Genomic DNA, 17,496 nt, shown 5'->3' on the forward strand with positions numbered 1-17,496 from the left:
GTACTCTTTACCCCTTCACATCCGCGCGATCTGTCGCCATATTCGCCCCATGGCCAAATCATCGAAAAAATACCCCGCCGCGACCGGTTTCGAAGAGGCGCCGCAGGCATCGTTCGAAGGCGCGCCGCTCAGCGGCAGTGTCGCCGACTGGGTGAAACAGCTCGAAGCCGATGCGGAAGCATCCAGCGTCGAAACCCAGCGCGAGATTGCCTCGAAAGCCGGCAAGCACCGCAAGAAGGTGGAAATCACCGCCGGCAAGACCGCGCGCGGCGTCTCCATGGGTGGGTCGACCGACCCCAAAACACGCGCCGCCGCCGGCCTCAATCCGGTCTCCGGCCTCGATATCGCGCTTGAAGATGCCGACAAGATTTCGACGAGCGGCGTAACGGCGACTGTAGAAGCCCTGTCAAAGCTGATCGAGAGCGGCAACCCGCTGCATAAGAACGGCAAGATCTGGACGCCGCACCGTCCTGCCCGCCCGGAAAAATCCGAAGGCGGCATCGAGATCCGCATGGCCTCGGAATATCAGCCGGCTGGCGACCAGCCGACGGCGATCCGCGATCTCGTCGAAGGGCTGCAAAACGGTGACCGCAACCAGGTGCTGCTCGGCGTCACCGGCTCCGGCAAGACCTTCACCATGGCCAAGGTGATCGAGGCGACGCAGCGCCCGGCCGTCATCCTCGCGCCGAACAAGACGCTGGCGGCCCAGCTCTATTCCGAATTCAAGAACTTCTTCCCGGACAACGCGGTCGAGTATTTCGTCTCCTACTACGATTACTACCAGCCGGAAGCCTATGTGCCGCGCTCGGACACCTATATCGAGAAGGAGAGCTCGATCAACGAGCAGATCGACCGCATGCGCCACTCGGCGACGCGTTCACTGCTGGAACGTGACGACTGTATCATCGTCGCCTCGGTCTCGTGCATCTACGGTATCGGCTCGGTCGAGACCTATACGGCCATGACCTTCCAGATGAATGTCGGCGACCGGCTCGATCAGCGGCAGCTGCTGGCCGACCTCGTGGCGCAGCAATACAAGCGCCGCGACATCGATTTCACGCGCGGCTCCTTCCGCGTTCGCGGCGACACGATCGAAATCTTTCCGGCCCACCTGGAGGATGCTGCCTGGCGCATTTCCATGTTCGGCGACGAGATCGACGCCATCACCGAATTTGACCCCCTCACCGGCCAGAAGACCGGTGACCTGAAATCGGTGAAGATCTACGCCAATTCGCACTATGTAACACCGCGCCCGACGCTGAACGGCGCCATCAAGGCGATCAAGGAAGAGCTGAAACTGCGCCTTGCGGAGCTGGAAAAGGCCGGCCGCCTGCTGGAAGCGCAGCGTCTGGAGCAGCGCACCCGTTATGACGTCGAAATGCTTGAGGCCACCGGCTCCTGCCAGGGCATCGAGAACTATTCGCGCTATCTGACCGGTCGCAATCCCGGCGAGCCGCCGCCGACGCTGTTCGAATACATTCCCGATAACGCCATCATCTTCATCGATGAAAGCCACGTCACCGTGCCTCAGATCGGCGGCATGTACAGAGGCGACTTCCGCCGCAAGGCGACGCTTGCCGAATACGGCTTCCGCCTGCCCTCCTGCATGGACAACCGTCCGCTGCGTTTCGAGGAGTGGGACGCCATGCGCCCGGACACGATCGCGGTGTCGGCAACACCCGGCGGCTGGGAGATGGAGCAATCCGGCGGTGTCTTCGCCGAACAGGTCATCCGCCCGACCGGCCTCATCGATCCTCCGGTGGAGGTCCGTTCGGCCCGCACGCAGGTTGACGACGTGCTTGGCGAAATCCGCGAAACCGCCGCCAAGGGCTATCGCACGCTTTGCACTGTGCTGACCAAGCGCATGGCGGAGGACCTGACGGAATATCTGCACGAACAAGGCGTGCGCGTGCGCTACATGCACTCCGACATCGACACGTTGGAACGCATCGAGATCATCCGCGATCTTCGCCTCGGCGCCTTCGACGTGCTCGTCGGCATCAACCTGCTGCGCGAGGGTCTCGACATTCCCGAATGCGGCTTCGTCGCCATTCTCGATGCCGACAAGGAAGGCTTCCTGCGCTCGGAGACATCGTTGATCCAGACGATCGGCCGCGCCGCGCGTAATGTCGACGGCAAGGTCATCCTTTACGCCGATACCATTACCGGCTCGATGCAGCGGGCGATGGACGAGACCAATCGCCGCCGCGAAAAGCAGATGGCCTACAACAAGGAACACGGCATCACGCCGGAATCGGTCAAGGCGAAGATTTCCGACATCCTCGACAGCGTCTACGAGAAGGACCATGTCCGCGCCGATATCGGCGGCGCCTCCGGCAAGGGCTTTGCCGATGGCGGCCATCTCGTCGGCAACAATCTGCAGGCCCATCTCAACGCGCTGGAAAAATCCATGCGCGATGCTGCCGCCGACCTGGACTTCGAAAAGGCCGCAAGGCTGCGCGACGAGATCAAGCGCCTCAAGGCCGTCGAGCTCGCCGCCATGGACGATCCGCTCGCCCGCGAGGAGGCAAAGAGCCTCGAAAGCCGCGGTTCCGCAACGGGCAAGCGTGCGCCGCCGGCGCCGGATTCCCGATCCTATTTCGCCAAGCCCAGCCTTGACGAAATGGGTCCGGGCGGCGATGCCGGCACGCCGCTCTTCCGTAAGAATACGCTGGATGAGATGACCGTCGGCCGCACCGAAAAGCCTGTCACCGGCAAGCTACCGGACAAGCCGATCACCCGGGCAAAGCCGGGCGTCGGCTCCTATGAGGACCCGGTGGACGAGAAGCAGCGCAAGGGGCGGACAAAAGGCAAGACGGGGCGGCCCGGCCGATAAGGCGACCACGATTATCGGATATATACTGCCCGGTGCTGCCGATTTACGAAGGCTGAGAGGTCTGCGAACATGGCAATGCCTTGTTGACGAGGCCGCAGACGCTACATGCCATCATATGAAGGGGCCTACGGGGGAGACGGAAGGCGCTTGAGCGCTTACCGGGCCAGTGGGAAGCGATAGCAACCTGGGGAGAAAGACTGATGTCCGAGCCTTTGATCGTCCGTCGCGAGACCCATGTCTCGGCGCCGCCTGCGGCCATATTCGCATTGCTGACCGATCCCGAAAAGATCCTGCGCTGGATGGGGACGGAAGCGCGCACGGAGCCGCAGCCCGGCGGCATCTATCTCGTCAACGTCACCGGCGCCCGTGCCGCGCGGGGCACTTTCCGCGAAGTCGTGCCGGTACACCGCCTCGCCTATAGCTTTGGCTGGGATGGCAGCGAGGAAGTGCCTCCCGGATCGACCCTCGTGGAGATCGACCTGATAGAGCAGCCGGATGGAACGCTGGTGCGTCTCACCCATACCGGCCTTCCGACCGTCGAACAATGCGAAGCGCACGCAAAGGGTTGGGCGCATTATCTCGACCGCATGGCCGCAGTGGCCGCCGGACGCGATCCCGGTCCGGACCCCATGCGCGGTCACGACGGCAGAAGTTGACGAGATCTTGAGCGCGGCGTCATCGGGCTGGACGCTGGAAAGCCATAATATCACCGACCGGCGACAGCGGTTGCCAGTCTCATTCTGCTTTCCAAGGCCGTCGGCATGGTCTCACCGGCACGGATGACAGCCAGCAAGCGCCATGGCATGATCGCCGCATGGATTTGCCCGCCCCCCTTGCCTGGCTGGTCGACGAAGCCGGCACCTCGCCCAGCCCCGAACGCTTCCTGGCCGATCTGGGCGGACACCTGTTGGCTGCCGGTCTCCCGCTTGCCGGCAGCGCCTTGACGCTTGCCGCGCCGCATCCGATCATCACGCAGCATACATGGCTCTGGCGCGCCGAAACCGGCGCAGTGACCGAAGCTCTTGGCTTTGCCGGCACGGCGCTCGGACAGGCCGGCCGCGATTGGCTGGGCGATCTCGGCCCGATATGCGAGGAAACGATCGGGATTGCGCCCGGCAATTCCGTGCTTGCCTGGGCTGGCACCCGGCCCTTCACCGCCTTCGAAGCGGAAAACCTGCGCGAGATCGCCCGATTTGCGGCAGCCCCTTTGGCGGGGTTGACCGCTCGCGCCACTTTATCGACCCTGCTCGAAGCCTATCTCGGCCGCAGAAGTGCGGCGCGGGTGCAGGCCGGTGCACTCAGCCGCAATAGCGGCGAGACCATCCGCGCAGCCCTGCTCTGCGCCGATCTGCGGGATTTCACCGCCCTTTCCGAAGCGACGGAACCGACCGTTATGATCGCGGCACTCGATGCCTGGTTCGACCGCGTCGCCGGAGCCGTGCATGCCTTCGGCGGCGAAGTGCTGAAATTCATGGGCGATGGCGTACTGGCAATCTTCCCGGTCATTGGAACACCGAAGGAAGCCTGTGAAGCCGCCTTGCGCGCCGCCACCGCCATACGCGCCGGCATGGCGCATCTCGACGCGACGCGGACAAGCCAAGGTCTGCCGCCGCTCCCCTTTGGCGTCGCGCTGCATTTCGGCGATATGCTCTGGGGCAACATCGGCGCTGCCGACCGGCTGGACTTCACCGCCATCGGCCCCGCCGTCAACCTCGTCAGCCGGCTGGAGGGCCTCTGCAAGCCGCTCGGACACAATATCCTTGTTTCGGGGTCGGTCGCAGCCGAGACAACGATGCCGCTTCTGGCCTTGGGGAGTCACGAACTGCGGGGGATTGCGGAGGCTTGTGCGGTGTTTACTCTAGCTCGCAATTCGGTCGGAGAAGCGGGCTCTTCAGTAAGAGCATCATTCGTCGAATGATGTGATCACAAGGAGGGCCGGTGGTCAATAATGCACCTAACAACCTGTTATCGCGACGACAAAAGACAAAGCGATACCTATGAATATTTGAATTCGCGATTACAATGACCTTAACCTGTGCGAGAAAATAACCTAAAAGCTCAACAAGAAGTAAAGAAATCGTGGAAAAAGATAACCCTGTATTAATTCATTCATTCGGCGTTGGTTGCTTTCACTTCCAGAAGAAGACCAAATTAATAGGACAGAACCCTGGAAGGGTTTACTTGGATGAAATTGAGGATTATCTCAAACAAGATAATTTGATTAAAGAGGTTGTATTTTCAGATTTTACCGAAACACAGTATATAGGAGAATTTGTCGAAAACAATTTTTCGGAAAGTTCTGATTTATCTGAAATAGAATATCCATACCCTCATTTCATGAGCGGTACGATCTCCATAAAGATGACTATGCCATTCCGGCTGCAGAAAGAATATGGTGCACGCTTTCTCGGATCATTAAAAAGTGAGAACTTGGAGATTACAATTGTTTATGGCGGACACTTTCCGGTTGTTTACGTAAGTACGGACGTCATCGAGGACGATCCTTCAGCGGCAGTTTCGTTACTTTGGAAGCATATGAAGAAAAACCTAACGGAGAAAAACGGGATAGATTTTCATATGCTTGGGCCTTCTCCATTTCATGCTGATTTCTTTATTTACGAGACAGACGAACGAAAGTACGATGTCGAATACGAAGAAAGTTATGGATATGATATTGTAAATTTCTACATTCAAAAGGGACGAAATTTACAAGATATAAAATTTGACTGCCAAGACAGAATAAAACAGGAAATATCAACTTATTACAGCATAATAAATACTAAAAATAACGTTGGTACAAATATATCCAATCTTGCTATTTTAATTGATAAAAATACGAATTTTAAGAGAAAAACATTTTCGTTTTGGCCCAAAAATCAAAAACTGGATATCTATGACGCACTTATAAAACTTGAGAAAATTCAGACTCAAATAGAAGGAGCAGAGAGATATTATAAGGAAGAGCTCAATACAATAGAACAGAAATTCGGATTTATCGCAATAAATCCAAAAATAACCTATGAGATAGAAAATTTAAAAGATAACAAAGTAGGCCCATATAAAAATATTCTGTCGACGATGAAGGATCGATATTCATTAGAGACTACCAGTAATTCGGCTGTAAAAGGGGCCATCGCAGGAGTAATTGTTGGATATTTCCTGCCATATTCGAAAGATATCATTCTTTATATAATGCCCATCATCAAGAGAATTGCGCTTAGTATTATCTAACCTATTCTGATGTATATTTTCATAATGATGAGAATAATGAGGAAGTTCACATGTACCACTCAACCCCTTGAAATTCCCACCCTATCCTACCCGTTTCCCACCCTGCCCCGATATTGCCCCTTGCCTTTTTCCACAAACCCTGTCACCCATATGCATGCTCGGGCATTTGCATGCCGGTGACTGGACTGATTTGGTGATCCGCTTGCGGCAGGCAGCGGTTGGGTCTTCTGACCCGCGCAGACGTTCTTTCCCCGTACGTGACTTCTCGACTGGCTTTCGCATGTTGCGGAAGCAAAGCCGTCCGGTCTATCCGGATAAACTAAGACTGATGGGTAAAGGACTATCCCCCATGGCCACCAAGGGCACCGTAAAATTCTTCAACCAGGACAAGGGTTTTGGTTTCATCACTCCTGACGGCGGCGCAAAGGACGTTTTCGTCCATATCTCCGCTCTTCAGGCTTCCGGCATCCAGTCGCTGCGCGAAGGCCAGCAGGTCACCTTCGACACCGAGCCGGATCGCATGGGCAAGGGCCCGAAGGCTGTCAACATCCAGGCTGCCTAAGCCTCTGGTGACTACCGGATCAAGGTTTCGAACGGCGCGGTGAAAACCGCGCCGTTTTCGTTTGTGAGGAGAGCACCCTCGTCCTGAAGCAAGCTTGGCTATGCCCTCACCGCAAGTCCGTTGTCTGCCCCGGAACATCCTAACATTCCGTCATCCTCGAGCTTGACCCGAGGATCTAGGCACAGGCCCCATCGCCTCCTCCGGCGAAAAGGGATAGGTTGCCAAAGCGAAACCAGCACTCTTGTCGATTTAAAGTAAGCGCGTAGGCCACCCCACGTATCTTTCGGACTGCTGATCGGCGATTTTCTGCATGAGTCATGCGGAGAATTCCATGAGCGACAGTGTGAATCACCCTCGAACCTTTGAGGTTTTGACGGCAGAGCCCGTCCGAAGACGACGCAAGCCGCGTGACTGGTCGGATGATGAGAAGGCGCGGATCGTGGCCGCGACGTTGCAGCCTGGAGCCAATGTCTCGGCGATTGCCCGGTCTGAAGGCTTGGATCCCTCGCAGCTTTATGGGTGGCGTCGCAAGGCACTGGCATCGGGAGTTGTTGCGCCCCTGACGGAGGGAATGGGCAAGGAGATCAAGTTCGCGCGCGTTGATACGATGAGAAGCGGCTCGGTAGATATTGTCATTGCGGATATGGTGGTGCGCGTTGGCGGCGAGTTCGACCCTGATCATCTGGTGAGGGTTTTACGGGCGGCTCGCAAGGCATGATCGCCTCCGGTGTGGTGGTTTATGTGTCGTGCCAGCCGGTCGACTTCCGCAAGGGGGCCGTCTCTTTGATGGCGCTGGTGCGGGATGGCGGCCTCGATCCCTTCAATGGCGCGCTTTACGTCTTCCGGTCGAAACGGGCCGATCGTATTCGTATTGTCTGGTGGGATGGCAGTGGTGTCTGCCTCTATTCGAAAACCCTGGAAGATCAAGGCTTCTGCTGGCCGGGCATATCGGCGGCACGGATACGTCTGGACCATTCTCAGCTGATGGCGTTGCTAGCCGGAATGGATTGGAAAAAGATCCGCCCGGCCAAGGTCCGGCGGCCCTTGTTGACGGGCTGACAGGGCCTGCGGCAAGATGAATCATGCCGCTGTAATGGTTGGGAAAACGGCGGTTTTTGTGCTCTACTCATTCCCATGGATTTGCCCCCTCACGACTTGCCGGACGACATTGACGCGCTGAAAGCGATGGTCCTCGCGATGGCGCGCGAGCAGGCTGCGAAAGAAGCCCGACTGAAGGCCGCTGAAGCTGAGATCGCCCGGCTGGAGGCGATGGAGAAGAGCGCCAACGAGCGGATTGCCAACCTCACATCGATCTTGAAGGTTCTGCAGCGCACCCAACATGGCACCCGTTCCGAGCGGCTGCGCCTTGGCATCAACGACGAGCAGGTCTCCTTTGCTTTCGAGGAAGTTGAGACCGGCCTTTCGGCGATCCAGAGCGAGCTCGATCGCGCGGCCAAGGAAAAGCCGAAACGAGCACCACGTCCGCGCAAGAGTTTTGCCGCTCATCTCGAACGCATAGAGGAAGTGATCGAGCCGGAGATCCCTGCCGGCTGCGAGGGGCTGGAAAAGGTCCTGATCGGTGAGGATCGCTCCGAACGACTGGATGTCGTGCCACCGAAGTTCAGGGTCATCGTGACGCGTCGCCCCAAATATGCCTTCCGGGGCAACGATGGCGTGCTCCAGGCGTTGGCACCGGCACACATCATCGAAAGCGGCCTGCCGACGGAGCGGCTGCTCGCCTATATCGCCGTCTCCAAATACGCCGACGGCCTTCCGCTTTACCGGCAGGAGGCAATCTATCTACGCGACGGTGTCGAGATCAGCCGATCGTTGATGGCCCAGTGGATGGGGCATCTGGGCTTCGAGCTGCAGATATGCGCCGATTACATCCTCGAGCGCGTCAAGGAGGGCGAAAGGATCTTCGCCGACGAAACCACCTTACCCACTCTTGCGCCCGGTTCGGGGAAAACGACGAAGGCCTGGCTTTGGGCTTATGCTCGCGATGATCGCCCCTATGGCGGAACCAGTCCGCCAATGGTGGCCTATCGTTTTGAGGACAGCAGGGGCGCTGATTGCGTGGCACGTCATCTCGCCGGATACAGCGGTATTCTGCAGGTCGACGGCTACTCGGCCTATACCAATCTCGCCAAGACGCGTGCCAAAGCCGGCAGCAATGAAACGATCCAACTCGCAGGGTGCTGGGCGCACCTACGCCGCAAGTTTTACGACCTTCACATCAGCGGAGTCTCGAAGGCTGCAACGCACACGATCATCGCGATGACCGAGCTGTGGCGCATCGAGGATGATGTCCGCGGTCGAGATGCCGACAGCCGTTCCGTGCTGCGTCGGGAAAAATCTGCAACCATCGTCTCCGGCCTCTTTGATCTTTGGGAGAAGGAACTGGGCAAGGTCTCTGGCAAGTCCAAGACCGCCGAAGCAATCCGCTACGCGCTCACCCGGCGCGAAGCACTGGAGCGCTTCCTGACGGACGGCCGGATCGAAATCGACTCCAATGTCGTCGAGCGCGCGATCAGGCCCCAAACAATTACGAGAAAGAACAGTCTATTCGCCGGCAGCGAGGGTGGTGGACGCACCTGGGCGACGGTCGCCACCCTCTTGCAGACAGCCAAAATAAATGGCGTCGATCCGCTCGACTGGCTCTCCCAGACATTGACCCGCATCGCTCAAGGCTGGCCAGTATCCGAGCTCGAGGCGCTTATGCCATGGAACTTCAGGCCTGACGCCATCAGCTAACCGCTTACGATTTAAACGCACCAATGTGCTTGGGCGTGGATCCTCGGGTCAAGCCCGAGGATGACGGGTGTGAGGTGGTAACGAAAGCTGCGCTCGAAGGAAGAACGCAGTGGGGATCAGTATCCCCTCAAGCGCTGACCCGCTCCGAATCCGCACTGAAATCCACCGCCGCGAAGGCGGCGGCAATCACCTCCGGCCCCGCCCCCGGTTTGTTGGCGTCGGTGGAAAGGATCTGGCGGTAACGGCGCGAGCCCGGCAAGCCGGTGAAGAGGCCGACCATGTGGCGCGCGACATGCTGCAGGCGGCCGCCATTTTCGATGTGGCGCTCCACGTAATCCATCATCCGGTCGCGCAGCCCGTTCCAGTCAGCCTCGGCGGCCGGTTCGCCGAAGAAGCGACGATCGACGTCGGCGAGAATGGCGGCATTCTGATAGGCGGCGCGGCCGAGCATGACGCCATCGACGTGGGCCAAATGCGCCCCGGCCTGATCCAGCGTCTGGATGCCGCCGTTGATGCCGATGAAAACCTGAGGCCAGCGCTGCTTCATGCGGTAGACGATATCGTAGTCCAGCGGCGGTATTTCGCGGTTTTCCTTCGGCGACAGGCCCTTCAGCCAGGCCTTGCGGGCATGGATCCAGATCGCATCGGCGCCGGCATCGAGCACGCGCGTCATCAGTTCGGGCAGCGCCTCTTCGGGTTCCTGCTCATCGACGCCGATGCGGCATTTCACCGTGACGGGTGCCTTCGAGATCGCCTTCATCGCCGCAATGCAGGATGCGACCGTCTCCGGCGTCAGCATCAGGCAGGCGCCGAAGGTGCCGGACTGCACGCGATCGGACGGACAGCCGACATTGAGATTGATCTCGTCATAGTTATAGGCTTCCGCGATCCTCACCGCCTCGGCAAGCTTGGCCGGATCGGAGCCGCCAAGCTGCAGCGCGACGGGATGTTCGGCAGCATCATGCCCCAGCAGCCGGTCGCGCGGCCCATGAATGATCGCATCCGCCACCACCATCTCGGTATAGAGAAGCGCATGCCGGCTGATCTGCCGATGCAGGTATCTGCAATGGCGATCCGTCCAGTCGATCATGGGGGCGACCGCAAAGATCTTGCGGCCAGTTTTCAGTGCGTCGCTATACATGGGAAACCTTTCTGATCCGCGCTCTACACCAAATCCCTCAAAAACGCCAGTTTTCGCGGCTGTAACAATAATGCTAGCTTGCTCGAAGGAGTCGGACGGCAGCAGCCCTCTGAAAAAGATGAGAGTTTCGAAAGCGCATATGAACGCCCCACTAAAGACAGTCATTCCACTACCTGCCCCTGTCCTTCTGCCGATCGACGGTGAGACCGAGTTTTTTCCTGTGCGTCGCGTCTATTGCGTCGGCCGCAACTATGCCGACCACGCCATAGAGATGGGTCATGACCCCACCCGCGAACCGCCTTTCTTCTTCCAGAAGAACCCGGACAATCTGCTTGTCTCGAGCGATTTCCCCTATCCTTCGCTGTCAGCGGACGTGCATCATGAAGTGGAGCTTGTCGTGGCGCTGCGCGGCGGTGGCGCGGACATCCCGGTCGAACAGGCACTGGATTGCGTCTATGGCTATGGTGTCGGCATCGATTTCACCCGCCGTGACCTGCAGGGTGAAGCCAAGAAGCTCGGCCGCCCCTGGGAAATCGGCAAGGCCTTCGATCACTCGGCTCCGGTTTCAGCATTGGTTCCGGCCACCCGCGCCGGCCATCCCGACAAGGGCGGCATCTGGCTGATGCGCAATGGCGAGGCCGCCCAGAGAGGCGATCTCTCTCAGATGATCTGGAAGGTGCCGGAAATCATCGCCGAGCTCTCCAAGCTGTTCACACTGGCCCCGGGCGATATCATCATGACCGGTACGCCCGCCGGAGTCGGCCCCGTTGTCCGCGGCGACCGGATCAGCTGCGCCGTCGATGGCCTCGCCAATCTTGTGCTGAACGTCGTCTGATCGAGGAGGATCGACCATGCCGCTCTACGCCCTTGCCGGCCTCACACCGAAAACGCCGGGCCCCGACCGATACTGGATCGCGCCAGACGCAAGCGTGATCGGCAAGGTCGAGATCGGCGAGGATGTCGGCATCTGGTTCGGCTCGGTCCTGCGCGGCGACAATGAGCTGATCGCCTTAGGCAAGGCGACGAATATTCAGGAAGGCACGATGATCCACACCGATCCGGCGTTTCCGGTTTCGATCGGCGAAGGCTGCACCATTGGCCATCACGCCATCATCCATGGCTGCACCATCGGCAACAATTCGCTGATCGGCATGGGCGCAACCATTCTGAACGGCGCGAAGATCGGCAATAATTGCCTCGTCGGCGCCAATGCGCTCGTCACGGAAGGCAAGGAATTTCCGGATGGCTCGCTGATCGTCGGCGCACCGGCAAGAGCCATCCGCACCCTGGACGAAGCTGCGATCGAAGGCCTGCGCCGCTCAGCTCAGCATTACGTCGCCAACTGGCAGCGCTTCGCGCGTGATCTTAAAAGATTGGATTAGAATTCTCTTATGAGTAATTGATGGAACGCGGAATGCGTTGCGGCGCGTAGCTCAAGCCGCACAACTGGCGCAATGACCGCGAATTTCGATGGTCGACTTCTCCGCCTTGAACTTCTGAGATTTCAGCCAGTCCATCAGCCGATGATCCACCTCGTGATCATGAAACTCGATCACCTGACCGCAGCTTTCGCAGATGGCAAAGGCAACGAGGCCATGGCTATGGCAATCTTCGTGCGGATGCGCGCAAGCGACGAAGGAGTTGATGCTCTCGAGCCGATGCACGACGCCATATTCCAGCAGCTTGTCGAGCGCACGGTAAACCTGCAGCGGCGCCCGAAAACCCTGATCGCGCAGCTTGTCCAGGATGGTATAGGCGCTGAGCGGCGCCTCCGCCTTGGTCAGGATATCGAAAACGAGGGACTGGTTCTTGGTGAGCATCGGAGTGGTCATGATGACTGTCCTCTCTGTTGCGCCGCTGGCGTGCCGCTCCTGCGAACGAGGGGCAGCAGACTGATGATAAATAGAACGAGCGCCGCAACCACGATCGACGGGCCAGACGGCGTATCATAGCGCAGCGATCCGAAAAGCCCGCCGACAACGGCGATGGCGCCAAGCAGCGAAGCAAAGATCGCCATTGTTTCCGGCGTCGAGGCAAAGCGACGTGCGGTGGCCGCGGGAATGATCAGCAGCGCCGTGATCAGAAGTATGCCGACAATCTTCATGGCAATCGCGATCACCACGGCCATCAGCAGCATGAAGAGCAGCCGCGCGCGCTCCGGCCGCAATCCTTCTGCCTCGGCAAGCTCGAGATTGACTGTCGAGGCCAAAAGCGGCCGCCAGAGCCAGGCAATCGCCGCAAGAACGAGGATGCCGCCGCCCCAGATTACCGCGATATCGGACTGGCTGACGGCCAGTATGTCGCCGAAGAGGAAGGCGATGAGATCGATCCGCACCCAACTCATGAAGGCGACGATGACAAGGCCGATAGCCAGTGTCGCATGCGAGAGAATGCCGAGCAACGCATCCGCCGAGAGCGCCTGCCGCCGCTGCAGAAACAGCAGCAGGATCGACACGAGCGCGGCAACCGCAAAGACCGACAGCGTCAGATTGAGCTGAAAAAGTAGCGAGAGGGCCACGCCGAGCAATGCCGAATGCGAGATCGTGTCGCCGAAATAGGCCATACGTCGCCAGATGATGAAGCAGCCGAGCGGCCCGGTCGTCAGCGCCAGCCCGACGCCGGCAACGACGGCGCGCGGGAAGAAATCATCAAACATGACGCTCTCCCTCGACATGGTCATGGCCGTGATGATGATCATCGTGATCGTGGCCATGATGATGGCCATCATCGGCATGGCAATGGTCCGTAATCGAACCGTCCGCATGCTGCACGCGACCGTCAGGCAGATGCGTATGGTCGTGATGGTGGCTGTAGATCGCCAGAGATTGTGCCGCCCGCGTACCGAACAGCTTCACATATTCCGGGCTCTGGCTGACAGTCTGTGGCGTGCCGCGGCAGCAGACGTGGCCATTCAGGCAGACCACAGTATCCGTCGCCGCCATCACGACATGCAGATCATGCGAGATCAGCAGGATACCGCAGCCTTGCGAATTGCGGATCGACTTGATGAGATCGTAAAGCGCGATCTCACCGCTGAAATCGACCCCCTGCACTGGCTCGTCCAGCACAAGCAGATCGGGCTTGCGGGCGATGGCGCGCGCCAGCAGCGCCCGCTGGAATTCGCCGCCGGAAAGATGCTGCACCTCGGCTTTCGCGAGATGCGCGATGCCGACGGCTTCAAGAGCAGCAACCAGCTCGCGCTCCGGCAAAGGCCCGGTCAGCGTCATCAATCGCTGCACGCTAAGCGGCAAGGTCCAATCGATGGCAAGCTTCTGCGGCACGTAGCCGACCTTCAGATTGGCTATGCGGTCGACACGTCCTTCGTCCGGCTTCAGCACGCCGATCGCCGTCTTGGCACTGGTCGATTTACCGGAACCGTTCGGGCCGATCAGGGTGACGATCTCGCCGCGACTGACGGAGAAATCGACGCCACGCACCAGCCAGCGTCCGTCGCGGCGGACGCCGACATCATGGAGCGACACCAGCGGCCGGCTCTTGCTGTCGATGGAAGAAAGCATGAAATTTCCAATTGCACTATTGCGCCATGCTATCGCACACGTTATAGCATAACGCAATTGATGTAATAACATAACAGACCCATTCAAGGGCATTTCTGGCATGAACGCAGCAAAAACTCTTCTTCCCTTCGCCGCCTCCCTTCTCCTTTCCGGCCTGCTCGTCAGCACGACCGCAACTGCCGCCGATGCGCCGAAAGTCGTCGTCTCCATCAAGCCGATCCACTCGCTGGTCGCAGCCGTCATGCAGGGCGTCGGCACCCCGGATCTGATCGTCGACGGTGCTGCTTCGCCGCATGCCTATGCGCTCAAGCCGTCGAATGCGCGCAACCTTCAGGAGGCGAAAGTAGTCTTCTGGGTTGGGCCGGGCATGGAAGCTTTTCTGCAGAAGCCGCTTGCCGCACTCGGTACCAATGCCACCGTCGTCGAGCTTGACGACGCACCCGGCATCGCCAAACTGAAGTTCCGCGAAGGCGGTGCCTTCGAACCGCATGACGATGGCGACGAACACGAAGCCAGCGATGATCATGCACATGATCACGACCACGATCATGGCGAGTTCGACACTCACCTTTGGCTCGATCCGCACAATGCCAAGGCGATGGTCGCCGAAATCACGACGTCGCTGGTCGCGGCCGATCCCGCCAACGCCCTCACCTACGAGGCAAATCAGAAGACCTTGGACGACAAGCTCGATGCGCTCGATATGGAAATCGCTTCGACGCTCGCCCCTGTGAAGGACAAGCCTTTCATCGTCTTCCATGATGCCTACCAGTATTTCGAGCATCGCTATGGCGTGCGTGTCTCTGGCTCCATCACGGTCAGCCCGGAAACCATCCCGGGCGCGCAGCGCGTCGCCGAGATCCACAGCAAGGTCGCCGATCTCGGCGCGACCTGCGTTTTCGCCGAACCGCAATTCGAACCGAAGCTGGTCAAGGTGGTGCTCGAGGGCACATCGGCAAAATCGGGTGTGCTGGACCCGGAAGCCGCAACGCTGCCGCAAGGACCGGATCTCTATTTCGACCTGATGCGCGGCATCGCCAGTTCTCTGAAAACCTGCCTTTCAGCACAAGGCTGAACACCGCCGAAGGAAGCGAGCGCATGGCTCGCTTTTTTCATCGCAACAAATGTAATGATATTACATTACAAAAGAGATTGTCATGAACAGGAAGCTCCCGGTTACCGTCCTCTCCGGTTTTCTCGGCGCCGGCAAGACGACGCTGCTCAACCATATTCTCAACAACCGCGAGGGTCTGCGCGTTGCCGTCATCGTCAACGACATGAGCGAGGTGAATATCGATGCGGCGCTGGTGCGCGATGGCGGCGCCAATCTCTCCCGCACGGAGGAACAGCTCGTCGAGATGACCAATGGCTGCATCTGTTGCACGCTGCGCGACGACCTACTGAAGGAAGTCCGCCAGCTCGCGGAGCAGGATCGCTTCGATTATCTGCTGATCGAATCCACAGGCATTGCCGAGCCCCTGCCCGTTGCCACCACCTTTGAGTTCCGCGACGAGGATGGCAGCAGTCTTTCCGACGTTGCCCGGCTCGATACGATGGTTACGGTTGTCGATGCGGCCAATCTTCTTGCCGACTATGGATCGACGGATTTCCTCGCCGGTCGCGGTGAAACCGCAGGTGAAGGCGACAACCGGACCATTGTCGACCTTCTGGTTGAGCAGATCGAATTTGCCGATGTCGTCATTCTCAACAAGGTCGGTTCGGCAACGGCTGAACAACGCGACGCCGCCCGCAAGATCATCGTCGGCCTCAACCCCGATGCGCGTCTCATCGAAGCGGATTTCGGTGCAGTCGAACCGGCGGAGGTTCTCGGCACCGGACGCTTCGATATCGATCGCGCCGAAACGCATCCGCTCTGGTACAAGGAATTGCACGGTTTCAAGGATCATGTTCCCGAAACGGAAGAATATGGCATTCGCTCCTTCGTCTACCGCGCGAAAAGACCATTCGACCCCGCGAAATTCCAAGCCTTCCTCAATCGCTCGTGGCCGGGCGTTGTCAGAGCCAAGGGCTTCTTCTGGTTGGCGACGCGGCCCTATTATGTCGGCGAAATGAGCCAGGCGGGTGCACTCGTCCGCACGGGCAAGATAGGCCTCTGGTGGGCTGCCGTCCCGCAGGACCAATGGCCGCGCAATCCCGGCTTCCAGCGGGCGCTGGCACCCTATCTCGATCCGATCTGGGGGGACCGCCGCCAGGAGCTGGTGTTCATCGGCGCCGACCCGATGAGCGAAAAACAGATTACCGCCGAACTGAATGCCTGCCTCGTCAAGGCGGACCGCTTCACGCCCGAGCGTTGGCGCAATCTGCCCGATCCGTTTGCAAGCTGGAACAGGTTACCGGCATGAAACAGCCGAAAATGATCCGATTCCGCTGCTACTGCTTCGATAGCAGCGGCGATAACGAAGAGGCGAGCGATCGATCGCGGTCCGATACGGTCGAAGCGGATCGAGACACCACTAAATCAAGCGAACACAATCTTCGCCTGATACCGGACGCGATTGGAAAACTGCTGTTTGGGGCCTGAACGCGAATTCAGGCCACCAGCATGCCTGCAGGAACGGCGATGATCTCGTGCATGACGAGCAATGCGCCGATCACTTCCGCCTTGGCCCGCAGCGGCGTCATAGTGCAGTGAAATACCTTGCCGGGTTCGATCTGGCGATAAGAGGGATAAAGGCACTCCACCTTCTCCCCGGTAAAGCAAGCATCAAGCTTCGCCTTGAGGCTGTTTTCGAAATCTTCCGCGCCGGCAAATTCCGAGATATGACGTCCCATGAGTTCGATCGGCTTCGACTTCAGAAACTCCGAATTGGCGGCGTTGCTGTAGAGGTAGCGATAGTCCCGCGTCACGACGGCAACGCGATCCGGCAGGCTGTCCAGAATGACATCATTGAGAACGCTGCTTTCTTCGAAGCCGAACGCATCGTCCCGATCGATTTTCTCGCTTGAAAACACCCGAAGAACTTCGCCTGCTGCTTCGCTTGCACCGCCGAAATAGCGATCGATCAATACCGACAGCGATGCGGAATTGCGCATGACGCGCGAGCGATCGTCCGATTCTTCTCGGATGAGATTGTTCATGAACTGGAGCTGCATGTAAATTTCAAGCAGACTCGTAGCCTTATAGGCCAGGATAGCCGCGATAAGTGGCTCCAATTCGCGATCGAGTGACGCTACAAGCTCATCATCGCCAAGTTTTATCGCACGCTGAATCTGGTTACATTTCGTGGAGAAGGCATGAAAGAGTGCCAGCAAAATTGCCCTCCTGTCCCCGCACACAGCAAGACGCAGGGGCCTCGTTTCCCGGCGTTACCATGCCCAAGGATATTCAGCTTGGTGTCCGCATTCTCACCAAACTTTCCGCATTGTGAATTAACATGACTTATCCCTACTTTCAATCCGGATGAGCGGAAGTTCTCGTGAAAGGAGAACTTTC

General features: G+C 58.6%; 17 protein-coding genes. 12 read left to right on the forward strand and 5 right to left on the reverse strand.

The features are described from left to right. Positions 1 to 49: 49 nt before the first annotated feature. From uvrB to I8E17_RS08955, 8 genes are all read left to right on the forward strand, one after another. The gene (uvrB, locus tag I8E17_RS08920; protein WP_069613119.1) at positions 50 to 2,836 is read left to right on the forward strand and encodes an excinuclease ABC subunit UvrB; all 2,787 of its coding nucleotides are present in this window, start codon (positions 50 to 52) and stop codon (positions 2,834 to 2,836) included. Positions 2,837 to 3,036: 200 nt separating this feature from the next. Beyond that, positions 3,037 to 3,492 (forward strand): SRPBCC family protein, encoded by a 456-nt coding sequence (locus I8E17_RS08925; RefSeq protein WP_069613120.1) that lies wholly within the window; start codon positions 3,037 to 3,039, stop codon positions 3,490 to 3,492. A gap of 158 nt (positions 3,493 to 3,650) precedes the next feature. Beyond that, positions 3,651 to 4,754, forward strand: coding sequence for an adenylate/guanylate cyclase domain-containing protein (locus I8E17_RS08930; protein ID WP_069613121.1), 1,104 nt, complete (start codon positions 3,651 to 3,653; stop codon positions 4,752 to 4,754). A 161-nt stretch (positions 4,755 to 4,915) separates the two neighbouring features. Then, entirely contained in the window at positions 4,916 to 6,067 is a 1,152-nt protein-coding gene (locus tag I8E17_RS08935; protein WP_162750904.1) for a hypothetical protein, read from the forward strand. 349 nt (positions 6,068 to 6,416) lie between these two features. Beyond that, on the forward strand, positions 6,417 to 6,629 hold the full coding sequence (locus I8E17_RS08940) for a cold-shock protein (RefSeq protein WP_069613123.1): 213 nt from the start codon (positions 6,417 to 6,419) through the stop codon (positions 6,627 to 6,629). A gap of 331 nt (positions 6,630 to 6,960) precedes the next feature. Next, complete coding sequence (locus tag I8E17_RS08945) at positions 6,961 to 7,347, forward strand: transposase (RefSeq protein WP_069611409.1); 387 nt, start codon at positions 6,961 to 6,963, stop codon at positions 7,345 to 7,347. Further along, on the forward strand, positions 7,344 to 7,688 hold the full coding sequence (gene tnpB / locus I8E17_RS08950) for an IS66 family insertion sequence element accessory protein TnpB (RefSeq protein ID WP_069611408.1): 345 nt from the start codon (positions 7,344 to 7,346) through the stop codon (positions 7,686 to 7,688). The genes I8E17_RS08945 and tnpB overlap by 4 nt, the downstream gene beginning before the upstream one ends. A 75-nt stretch (positions 7,689 to 7,763) precedes the next feature. Continuing rightward, positions 7,764 to 9,383, forward strand: coding sequence for an IS66 family transposase (locus I8E17_RS08955; protein WP_113367024.1), 1,620 nt, complete (start codon positions 7,764 to 7,766; stop codon positions 9,381 to 9,383). 127 nt (positions 9,384 to 9,510) lie between these two features. Here the strand turns inward: I8E17_RS08955 and dusA are convergent, their stop codons facing one another. Then, positions 9,511 to 10,524, reverse strand: coding sequence for a tRNA dihydrouridine(20/20a) synthase DusA (gene dusA / locus I8E17_RS08960; RefSeq protein ID WP_113366602.1), 1,014 nt, complete (start codon positions 10,522 to 10,524; stop codon positions 9,511 to 9,513). A 139-nt stretch (positions 10,525 to 10,663) separates the two neighbouring features. Here dusA and I8E17_RS08965 point away from each other — a divergent pair, with 139 nt between their 5' ends. Together I8E17_RS08965 and I8E17_RS08970 are read left to right on the forward strand one after the other, a co-directional pair. Further along, positions 10,664 to 11,359: a fumarylacetoacetate hydrolase family protein gene (locus I8E17_RS08965; protein WP_069613125.1), complete on the forward strand. Its 696-nt coding sequence runs from the start codon at positions 10,664 to 10,666 to the stop codon at positions 11,357 to 11,359. A gap of 16 nt (positions 11,360 to 11,375) precedes the next feature. Then, a complete protein-coding gene (locus tag I8E17_RS08970) occupies positions 11,376 to 11,906 on the forward strand; it encodes a gamma carbonic anhydrase family protein (protein WP_069613126.1) in 531 nt (176 codons plus the stop codon). 51 nt (positions 11,907 to 11,957) lie between these two features. On the opposite strand, the gene I8E17_RS08975 is transcribed toward I8E17_RS08970, so the two are convergent. Genes I8E17_RS08975 through I8E17_RS08985 form a run of 3 tightly spaced genes read right to left on the reverse strand, consistent with a single transcriptional unit; the run spans position 11,958 to position 14,042 of the window. Beyond that, a complete protein-coding gene (locus I8E17_RS08975; RefSeq protein WP_069613127.1) occupies positions 11,958 to 12,356 on the reverse strand; it encodes a Fur family transcriptional regulator in 399 nt (132 codons plus the stop codon). Next, positions 12,353 to 13,180 carry a zinc ABC transporter permease subunit ZnuB gene (gene znuB / locus I8E17_RS08980; protein WP_113366601.1) on the reverse strand — a complete coding sequence of 276 codons (828 nt, stop codon included), beginning with the start codon at positions 13,178 to 13,180 and terminating at the stop codon, positions 12,353 to 12,355. The genes I8E17_RS08975 and znuB overlap by 4 nt, the downstream gene beginning before the upstream one ends. Further along, positions 13,173 to 14,042, reverse strand: coding sequence for a metal ABC transporter ATP-binding protein (locus tag I8E17_RS08985; RefSeq protein WP_069613129.1), 870 nt, complete (start codon positions 14,040 to 14,042; stop codon positions 13,173 to 13,175). Before I8E17_RS08985 ends, znuB begins: the two co-directional genes overlap by 8 nt. A gap of 100 nt (positions 14,043 to 14,142) precedes the next feature. On the opposite strand from I8E17_RS08985, the gene znuA reads away from it, so the two are divergent. Next, a complete protein-coding gene (gene znuA / locus I8E17_RS08990; RefSeq protein ID WP_069613130.1) occupies positions 14,143 to 15,117 on the forward strand; it encodes a zinc ABC transporter substrate-binding protein ZnuA in 975 nt (324 codons plus the stop codon). Between the two features lie 82 nt (positions 15,118 to 15,199). Next, the gene (locus I8E17_RS08995) at positions 15,200 to 16,405 is read left to right on the forward strand and encodes a GTP-binding protein (protein ID WP_069613131.1); all 1,206 of its coding nucleotides are present in this window, start codon (positions 15,200 to 15,202) and stop codon (positions 16,403 to 16,405) included. A 187-nt stretch (positions 16,406 to 16,592) separates the two neighbouring features. Here the strand turns inward: I8E17_RS08995 and I8E17_RS09000 are convergent, their stop codons facing one another. Beyond that, entirely contained in the window at positions 16,593 to 17,315 is a 723-nt protein-coding gene (locus I8E17_RS09000; RefSeq protein ID WP_069613133.1) for a PAS domain-containing protein, read from the reverse strand. Positions 17,316 to 17,496: the final 181 nt, after the last annotated feature.

Origin of the sequence: Rhizobium sp. AB2/73 (genome assembly GCF_020871915.1) — a bacterium.
GTDB lineage: Bacteria > Pseudomonadota > Alphaproteobacteria > Rhizobiales > Rhizobiaceae > Rhizobium > Rhizobium dioscoreae.

Bases quoted from the DNA above. Each gene is read 5' to 3' on its own strand.
- I8E17_RS08965 (WP_069613125.1), top strand. From the start codon at position 10,664: ATGAACGCCCCACTAAAGACAGTCATTCCACTACCTGCCCCTGTCCTT.
- I8E17_RS08940 (WP_069613123.1), top strand. From the start codon at position 6,417: ATGGCCACCAAGGGCACCGTAAAATTCTTCAACCAGGACAAGGGTTTT.
- I8E17_RS08970 (WP_069613126.1), top strand. From the start codon at position 11,376: ATGCCGCTCTACGCCCTTGCCGGCCTCACACCGAAAACGCCGGGCCCC.
- znuA (WP_069613130.1), top strand. From the start codon at position 14,143: ATGAACGCAGCAAAAACTCTTCTTCCCTTCGCCGCCTCCCTTCTCCTT.
- I8E17_RS08985 (WP_069613129.1), bottom strand. From the start codon at position 14,042: ATGCTTTCTTCCATCGACAGCAAGAGCCGGCCGCTGGTGTCGCTCCAT.
- dusA (WP_113366602.1), bottom strand. From the start codon at position 10,524: ATGTATAGCGACGCACTGAAAACTGGCCGCAAGATCTTTGCGGTCGCC.
- I8E17_RS08995 (WP_069613131.1), top strand. From the start codon at position 15,200: ATGAACAGGAAGCTCCCGGTTACCGTCCTCTCCGGTTTTCTCGGCGCC.
- znuB (WP_113366601.1), bottom strand. From the start codon at position 13,180: ATGTTTGATGATTTCTTCCCGCGCGCCGTCGTTGCCGGCGTCGGGCTG.
- tnpB (WP_069611408.1), top strand. From the start codon at position 7,344: ATGATCGCCTCCGGTGTGGTGGTTTATGTGTCGTGCCAGCCGGTCGAC.
- I8E17_RS08930 (WP_069613121.1), top strand. From the start codon at position 3,651: ATGGATTTGCCCGCCCCCCTTGCCTGGCTGGTCGACGAAGCCGGCACC.
- I8E17_RS08975 (WP_069613127.1), bottom strand. From the start codon at position 12,356: ATGACCACTCCGATGCTCACCAAGAACCAGTCCCTCGTTTTCGATATC.
- I8E17_RS08945 (WP_069611409.1), top strand. From the start codon at position 6,961: ATGAGCGACAGTGTGAATCACCCTCGAACCTTTGAGGTTTTGACGGCA.
- I8E17_RS08925 (WP_069613120.1), top strand. From the start codon at position 3,037: ATGTCCGAGCCTTTGATCGTCCGTCGCGAGACCCATGTCTCGGCGCCG.
- I8E17_RS08955 (WP_113367024.1), top strand. From the start codon at position 7,764: ATGGATTTGCCCCCTCACGACTTGCCGGACGACATTGACGCGCTGAAA.
- uvrB (WP_069613119.1), top strand. From the start codon at position 50: ATGGCCAAATCATCGAAAAAATACCCCGCCGCGACCGGTTTCGAAGAG.